Annotated in this window: 8 protein-coding genes; 3 read left to right on the top strand and 5 right to left on the bottom strand. The window is 75.3% G+C overall.

Annotated features, from left to right (window positions below):
* Positions 1-162: 162 nt before the first annotated feature.
* A complete protein-coding gene (locus ASF82_RS14660) occupies positions 163-537 on the bottom strand; it encodes a hypothetical protein (RefSeq protein WP_056058571.1) in 375 nt (124 codons plus the stop codon).
* Positions 538-748: 211 nt separating this feature from the next.
* Between ASF82_RS14660 and ASF82_RS14655 the strand changes: the two genes are divergently transcribed.
* Positions 749-1,012, top strand: coding sequence for a hypothetical protein (locus ASF82_RS14655; protein WP_056058568.1), 264 nt, complete (start codon positions 749-751; stop codon positions 1,010-1,012).
* Between the two features lie 61 nt (positions 1,013-1,073).
* Here ASF82_RS14655 and ASF82_RS14650 read toward each other — a convergent pair whose 3' ends face one another.
* Complete coding sequence (locus tag ASF82_RS14650; protein ID WP_056058566.1) at positions 1,074-2,033, bottom strand: helix-turn-helix transcriptional regulator; 960 nt, start codon at positions 2,031-2,033, stop codon at positions 1,074-1,076.
* A gap of 143 nt (positions 2,034-2,176) precedes the next feature.
* Between ASF82_RS14650 and ASF82_RS14645 the strand changes: the two genes are divergently transcribed.
* Entirely contained in the window at positions 2,177-2,674 is a 498-nt protein-coding gene (locus ASF82_RS14645) for a glutathione peroxidase (RefSeq protein WP_056058563.1), read from the top strand.
* A gap of 58 nt (positions 2,675-2,732) precedes the next feature.
* On the opposite strand, the gene ASF82_RS14640 is transcribed toward ASF82_RS14645, so the two are convergent.
* The 3 genes from ASF82_RS14640 to ASF82_RS14630 all read right to left on the bottom strand — a co-directional run bounded on the left by ASF82_RS14640 (position 2,733) and on the right by ASF82_RS14630 (position 5,605).
* A complete protein-coding gene (locus ASF82_RS14640; protein WP_056058560.1) occupies positions 2,733-4,130 on the bottom strand; it encodes an ABC transporter permease in 1,398 nt (465 codons plus the stop codon).
* Entirely contained in the window at positions 4,127-4,798 is a 672-nt protein-coding gene (locus ASF82_RS14635; RefSeq protein WP_056059283.1) for an ABC transporter ATP-binding protein, read from the bottom strand. Before ASF82_RS14635 ends, ASF82_RS14640 begins: the two co-directional genes overlap by 4 nt.
* A 261-nt stretch (positions 4,799-5,059) precedes the next feature.
* Positions 5,060-5,605, bottom strand: a complete 546-nt coding sequence (locus ASF82_RS14630) for a hypothetical protein (RefSeq protein WP_056058557.1) — start codon at positions 5,603-5,605, stop codon at positions 5,060-5,062.
* A 271-nt stretch (positions 5,606-5,876) separates the two neighbouring features.
* Here ASF82_RS14630 and ASF82_RS14625 point away from each other — a divergent pair, with 271 nt between their 5' ends.
* Positions 5,877-6,497: a MarR family winged helix-turn-helix transcriptional regulator gene (locus ASF82_RS14625; RefSeq protein WP_056058554.1), complete on the top strand. Its 621-nt coding sequence runs from the start codon at positions 5,877-5,879 to the stop codon at positions 6,495-6,497.
* Positions 6,498-6,731: the final 234 nt, after the last annotated feature.

The raw sequence follows: 6,731 nt of genomic DNA, 5'->3' as shown, positions 1-6,731 counted from the left end.
CGCCGTCCAGGACGAGATGCTCGTCGGCGTCGCGAAGATCACCGTCGCCACCAAGTAGCACCCAGGGGCTCGCGCCCCGACGACGGAAGGCCCGCCCTGCTCGTGCAGGGCGGGCCTTCCGTCGTCGGGGCACCTGGTCGCGGGTGCCGGGGCCGGGCCGGCTCAGCCCTCGGGCGAGCTGATCTCGACCGGCGTGAACTCGTCGGCCTCGAGGGGCACGAGCGCGACGGGGCTGCCGCCGCTCGGCGTGGTCACGGGGTCGGGGCCCGAGATCAGCAGGCCACGTCGGCCCACGTCGGCGACCAGCGCCTCGTCGGTCAGCTCGTCGCCGTGCCACGGCTCGTGCGAGACGAGCATCTGGCTCGACGGGCCGAGCAGCAGCTGGAAGCGACGCTCCTCGCCGTCGACGTCGATGCCGGGCAGGTCGACCGAGTCGGAGCGCCCGCGGAGGGCGAGGGCGCGCGCGTAGGCGACCACCGCCTCCGCGATGTCGTCGCCCGTGACCACGTGGCCCTCGACGTAGTGGAGGCGCTTCACGGCTGGGCCACGGCCTGGGGTGTCTGCATGCCCCTCACGCTACGCGCGGATGGTCGTGAGCCCCCGGCCGTCCGACGACGGCACACCCTGTTCGCATCGGGGACGACCAGCCTGCCTGGTCCGGTGCCGCCTCCCTAGGTTGAGGAGGCGCCGTCGCACGACGTCGCGCACGACACTGCGAGGCTGGCCGATCCTCGAGGAACGAGGAGACGTGAGCACCAGCACGACCACGACCACGACCGACCTGGCGTCTGCCGGGCTCGACGAGGACGCGAGCAGCTACGTCTCCGACCCCGAGACGCGGCCCGTGCGCATCCAGGGCTACCCGAAGCGGCGCCCCGCGCGCGACGCGCGCCTCGCGGTGGTGCCGCCCCTCGGTCGGCGCCGGTCGGTCGCCGCCGGGCCCTCGTACGGCGACTTCTTCGCCGACGCCTCCCCCGCGGCCGCGGGCGGCTCCGTCGACGCCGGCGCCTGACGCCTGACTCCTGGCGCCCGCCTGAGGGCGGGCAGCCGCCCCACCCGCCTCGCCCCGCGACCTACGCGCGCTGCAGCGTGTCGCGCGGGTACTCCCCGAAGCGCTTCACGTACGCCGCGCTGAACCGCCCGAGGTGCGCGAACGCCCAGCGGCGGGCCACCTCGGCCACCGTGACGCGGTCGGGCGACCCGGCCCGCAGCTCCTCGTGGACGCGCTCGAGGCGCACCCCCCGCAGGTACTCCGTGGGCGTGGTCTCGAGGTGGCGGCTGAACGACTGCTGCAGCCCCCGCGCCGTGAGGCCGGCGTGCTGGGCGACGTCGGCGGCCGTGATGGGCAGGTGGGCGTGGGCGTGCACGTACTCGACCGCGCTCCGCAGCGAGGCGTTCCGGGGCGCGAGCAGCGCCTCCGGCAGGCTCGTCGACGAGTGGCTGAAGGTGTCGAGCATCGCGACGGCGGCGAGCCGGGCCATCTCGGCGCGCATCATCGGCGCGATCTCGCCGCCGAGGTAGGTCTGGGCGATGAGCCGCACCGTGCTGTTCCAGGTGCGGAGCGCCGCGGGCGAGGGCGGCACGGAGTGGTCGAAGTGGAGCGAGCCGGGGGCCGCGCCCTCCCGCTCGGCGGCGACCTCGTGCAGCAGCACGTCGTCGACGTGCACGAGGTTCTGCTCGAAGTCGGCGTAGCGGAACGAGAACGGCCGCCCGTGCGGGAACATCACGGGCACGCCGACCTCGATGTGCACCTCGTCGCGCCCGAGGTCCATCACGGCACGGCCGCGGCTCAGCCACTGGACGATGTGCTCGCCGGGGGGCTCGATCGTGCCGGAGATCTCGCCGGCGAACTTCGAGGTGCGGAGCGTCAGGTCGGGGTCGCCGGTGGCGGAGTGACGGTACGAGAAATCGAGCTCCGTCGCGCGCGCGACGAGCCCCGTGCCGTTGTAGCCCTGCTCGAAGACGGCGACGGCCTCGTCGAGGTCGGTGCCGGCCGCTTCGATGCGGACGCGATCGTCGCCCTCGTCACCCATCAGACACGAGTGAACAGCGAGGGAGGCGCGGGTGACAACTCGGGGAGGGGGGCTTGACCGAGGGGGCCGCGCCGTGCATGCCGCACAGCCCGGTCGCAGCGAGCCCTCCGGTGGCGCCCGGCCCCCGGGCGTACGGTCAGCCCATGACCACTCTGGACGACATCAAGCTGACCACCCTCCGCGGCGAGAACACCCGCTTCGGGGCCTTCACCGACAAGGTCGTGCTGGTCGTGAACGTCGCCTCCCGCTGCGGCCTGGCGCCGCAGTACGAGAAGCTCGAGCAGCTGCAGCGGACCTACGGCGAGCGCGGCTTCACGGTCGTGGGCTTCCCCAGCAACCAGTTCCTGCAGGAGCTCGGCTCGGCCGAGGCGATCGACGAGTACTGCTCGGCGACCTGGGGCGTGACCTTCCCGATGATGGAGAAGGTGCGCGTGAACGGCAAGGCGGAGCACCCGCTCTACACGGAGCTGAAGAAGACGCCCGACGCGGCGGGCAAGGCCGGCAAGGTGAAGTGGAACTTCGAGAAGTTCGTCGTCACCCCCGACGGCGCGGTGCACCGCTTCCGCCCGACCACCGAGCCCGACGACCCGGCGGTCGTCGCGGTGATCGAGGCGGCGCTGCCCGCTCCCACCGGGGCGTAGGCCCGGGCCCGGCCGGTTCGGGCCTGCGCTCGGGCCCGGGCCCGGGCCCGGCCTCCGGTCAGGCGACCGCGGTGGCCACGACCGGGGGCACCGACGTCGCCCGGCGGGCGGGCACGGCCGACGACACGAGCGCCAGGGCCGCGGCGGCGACCACGAGGGCCACGACGAGCCCGACGGGCACCTGGGGCACCACGAGCTCGCCGGCCGCCGAGCCGAGCAGCGACTGCGCGCCCGCCCAGCCGTAGACGACGCCGAGCAGCAGCCCGAGCAGCACCGCGGCGACGGTCATCTGGGCGGCCTCGAGCAGCACCATCAGCCTCACCTGCCGGGCCGTGGCGCCGAGGGTGCGCAGCAGGCCGAGCTCGCGGCGACGCTGCAGCACGCTGAGCGACACGTCGTTGACGAGGCCGACGGCGGCGATGAGGGCCGAGAACCCGACGAGCGCCGTGACGACGAGGAGGGTCGTGCTGAACAGCGCGTCGAGCTCGGCGAAGTACTCCGGGTCGGCGGCCGTCATGCTCTCGATGACGGCGCGCAGCGTGCCGAGGGCGACCGCGAGGGTCGAGACGAGCGTGACGCCGATCACGATGCCGACCGTGGCCCGGGTGCTGCGCTCGGGGTGGCGCACGGCGTTCTCCGCCGCGAGCCGGGCCACGGCGCCGCTGCCGCCGAGCCGGCCGACGCCGCGCAGAGCGAGGGGCATCACGAGGTGCGCGCCGACGACGACCCCGGTGAACGACACGACGCCGCCGAGGAAGGCGACGACGACGCCGGTCGCGTCGGCGAGGCCGGTCACGACGCCGGCGGCGAGCAGCGCCCCGCCGACGACGACGAGGGCGGCGCTGACGACGGTCCGCAGCACGCGGCGCGGGGCCTCGTGGGCCGGCGACTCCTGCGCCGTGCCGATCGCCTGCAGCGGCGTGACCGCGAGCACCTTCCGCGAGCCCACCCAGGCCGCGGCGAGGGTGGTCGCGACGACCACGACGGCCGGGGCCAGGGCGGTGGCCGACACCACGGAGTACGGCAGGTCGGGCAGCGTGCCGCGGCCGACCAGCACGGCGACCGCGACGACGACGAGCACGCTGCCGAGCACCGCGCCGAGGGCGGCGCCGACGAGGCCGACGACGAGCCCCTCGCCCGCGACGGCACGGCGCTGCTGACGCGAGGAGGAGCCGAGGAGGCGCATCAGCGCGATCGTGGAGGTGCGGCCCGCGACGATGGTCGCGAAGGTGTTCGCGGTGACGACGGCGCCGACGTACAGGGCGATCCCGATCACCACGACGGCGACGACCCCGAGCATCTGGCCGACGGTGGCGCTGTCGCCGGCGACGGGGTCGGCGCGGAGGGCCTGGTCGAGCACCCGGGTGGCGCCGACGAGGGCGACGCCGAACGTCGTGGCGAGGGTCGTGACGAGGATGCTCGGGCGGTGCTCGGCCAGGAGCTCGCGGGCGCTCACGCGGCGGCCTCGAGCTCGAGCATGACGGCGGAGACCTCGGCGGGCGTGCTGCGGCCGACCTCGTGCACGACGCGGCCGTCGGCGAGGAAGACGACGCGGTCGGCGTAGCTGGCGGCCACCGGGTCGTGGGTGACCATCGCGATGCTCTGGCCGTGCTCGCGCGACGCCGCGGCGAGCACCTCGAGCACGGCGCGCCCGGTGCGCGAGTCGAGGTTGCCGGTCGGCTCGTCGGCGAAGACCAGGTCGGGCCGCGTGGCGAGGGCGCGCACGATGGCGACGCGCTGCTGCTGTCCGCCCGAGAGCTGGTGGGGCCGGTGGCCGAGGCGCTGGCCGAGGCCGAGGGTCTCGACGAGGCGGTCGATCCAGGCGCGCTCGTCGGCGTCGGGGCGCCGCCCGTCGAGGCGGAACGGCAGCTCGACGTTGCCGGTCACGTCGAGGGTCGGCACGAGGTTGAACGCCTGGAAGACGAAGCCGACGCGGCGGCGACGCAGCAGGGTGAGGGCCGTGTCGTCGAGGTGCGTGATGTCGGTGTCTCCGAGCAGCACCTGCCCCGAGGTGGCGGTGTCGAGGCCGGCGGCGAGGTGCATGAGGGTCGACTTGCCCGACCCGCTCGGCCCCATCACGGCGGTGAACTCGCCGGCGCGGAGCTCGAGCGACACGCCTCGCAGCGCCTCGACCCGGCCGTCGCCCCGGCCGTAGGTCTTCGAGACGTCGGCGAGGCGGGCGACCGGCGCCGCGCCTCCGGCGGGGGCGGACGGAGCGGAGGAGTCGCGGGCCGGCTGTGCGGGGCGGGCGGCGGTGGGGTGCGTCACGAGGGGGCCTTCCGGGGAGGAGGTGGGAGGGGAGTCGGGGGGGCGAGGGCGGTGCGGGGCCGGGCGGGCGGGCACGCGGGGCCGGGCGGGGGTGCGGGGTGCGGGGTGCGGGGCGGGTCAGCCGCGGAGCGTGCCCGAGCCGTCGTCGCCGGGGACGGGCTCGGCGGTGGTCCAGCCGAGCCAGCGGTCGCCGACCTGCGCGGTGACGCGGCCGTCGCCACAGCTGACGAGGCCCGTCGCGGGCAGGTCGTCGGGCAGCACCTCGGTCTCGAGGGCGGGGCCGCCGAGGTCGCCGTCGACGGGCTCGCAGGCCGTGAGGTCGACGCCGTCGGCGCTGGTGAAGCTGATCTCGTAGCCCGGCTGCGAGGTGTGCAGGCGGACGTCGATGTCGCGGGCGTCGGAGGGCACCCACTCGGGCAGGAACCAGGCCACGTCGTCGGAGTTCGACGGGCGGGGCGCCTCCCCGGCGGTGTCGAAGTGACGCTCCTGGACCGGGGCGGAGCCGACGGCGGCGAGCGCCGCGTCGGTGATCGCGGAGCAGCCGGTGAGGGCGACCACGGAGAGGGCGGCGGAGGCGACGAGCGCGAGGCGGGCGGCGCGGCGGGCGGGGCGGGCGGGGCGAGCGGGGCGAGCGGCGGGGCCGGGGGCGGAGGTCTTCTGCATGGGATCCATCGTCGCCGCGGGGCGGGGGCGGCCGACATGACGGCACCACCCGGAGCGGGACGGGGGTTGTCCCCCCCCTGCCAGCACCGCGACTCCTCGGCGTCCCGCTGCGTGCCCTCGGTGACAGTCCCGGGGCCCGCGCTGCCGGGCCGCCCAGTAGTGGGGGTATCTCGACGGTCGAGATTCACGGAACATGAGAGGCACGGGGAGGCCACGGACGGCGTCCCCACCCCGACCGGGCGCCGACAGGCCGCCCCCAGACCGGAGCACCATGACGATGACCACGGCCACGGACGGCCAGACCTCGACCACCCTCCCGGCTCCCGACGCCGCCTCGCCCGTCGACGAGACGGAGCTCGGGCACGACCCCGAGCTCGACCCCGAGCTCGACCCCGAGGTCGACGAGGACCCGCTCGCGGCCCTCGACCGGCCGCCGTTCTCCGAGGTCGACGCGGAGCTCGACCTCGACCGCCTGCTGAACTCGTTCCGGCTGCTGATGCTGCACCACTCGCGGGTGCTGAGCCACCAGGGCGGTCAGCACGGGCTCGGGCTCACCGACCTGCGGTTCCTGTTCTACGTGTCGGCCGCGGGCGACGCGGTGACGCCGAAGCGAGCCGCGGAGTACCTCGAGCTCTCGAGCGGCGCCATGACGAACCTGGTCGACCGGCTGATCGACAGCGGGCACCTCGACCGTCGCCCGAACCCGGGCGACCGTCGCAGCGTGATCGTCAGCCTCACCGAGGAGGGCCGCGCGGCCGCGATCGAGATCGCCGGCGTCTACCGCCGCTCGTTCAGCGAGGTCTTCAGCGCGCCGCAGTACCGCGGCATGGCGGACGCCTTCCTCGACTTCGGTGCGGCGCTGGACCGCAACGGGGCGCTGCCCTCCGAGTAGTCGGGTCGCGTCCCCGCCGCGCCGCGTCCCCGCCGCGCCGCGTCCCCGCCGCGCCGCGCGCCGGCCAGCACGAGACGGTCCAGGAACGTCGATCCACTCCGGAGTGGAGGACGACCCCCGGTGGAGGATGAGCGGGTGCCTGCTCCTCCACTCCACAGTGGAGAACGACGCCGACGGAGGACGCCCGCGTTCCCGCTCCTCCACCCCAGAGTGGAGCACGGCCCTCGGGGCGAG

The sequence above is a fragment of the Frigoribacterium sp. Leaf164 genome (genome assembly GCF_001423665.1).
Classification (GTDB): domain Bacteria; phylum Actinomycetota; class Actinomycetes; order Actinomycetales; family Microbacteriaceae; genus Frigoribacterium; species Frigoribacterium endophyticum.
The sequence above is the reverse complement of the archived record's forward strand: the minus strand, read 5'-3'. Positions and strand labels throughout refer to the sequence as shown.